Below are 391 nucleotides of genomic sequence, written 5' to 3'. Positions count from 1 at the left end.
GCTCTATCTGCCATCTGTTCTTGTAAAGGTTGGCGATTTCAGGAGCTGTTAGATGAAAAGCATTTGTCAGGAAGGCAAACTCCCCGTCTTGTTCTTCATCGTATGAGTCTCTCTGGATACTTCCGGAATGAATTGTATTCAGTGAATTCAATCTCAGCATCTGTCAATATATTCTTTGGCAACCTGCGCCTCCATTTACAGCATTTGCATTGCAGATTCTTCTTGGCTCGCATAACAAAGAACGATTCATGTAGATGTATTTTGAAAAGTTCCTTGAATGCATTGTATCCACGGTCAAACACATAGTAAGAACCTGATTCATAAGGAATTTCCTTCATTGCCTTTGAGTCGTAAACTGATGCTGTAGAGATGTGGAAGAAAGCTGGGACCT

At 40.9% G+C, this 391-nt stretch carries 1 protein-coding gene and 1 pseudogene; both read right to left on the bottom strand.

Going from position 1 to position 391, the window contains the following annotated elements; translation table 11 throughout:
• A partial coding sequence (locus tag I6E38_RS15120) for a transposase (RefSeq protein WP_235394744.1) occupies positions 1–160 on the bottom strand: 160 nt, incomplete at its 3' end.
• Positions 96–391 (bottom strand): annotated as a pseudogene (locus I6E38_RS15115) (IS4 family transposase); the annotation flags it as partial. The pseudogene I6E38_RS15115 and the gene I6E38_RS15120, both read right to left, overlap by 65 nt.

This window comes from Leyella stercorea (assembly GCF_021531355.1).
Classification (GTDB): Bacteria; Bacteroidota; Bacteroidia; order Bacteroidales; family Bacteroidaceae; genus Prevotella.
Note: the sequence above shows the minus strand (reverse complement) of the source record. Positions and strands in the feature narration are given on the sequence as shown.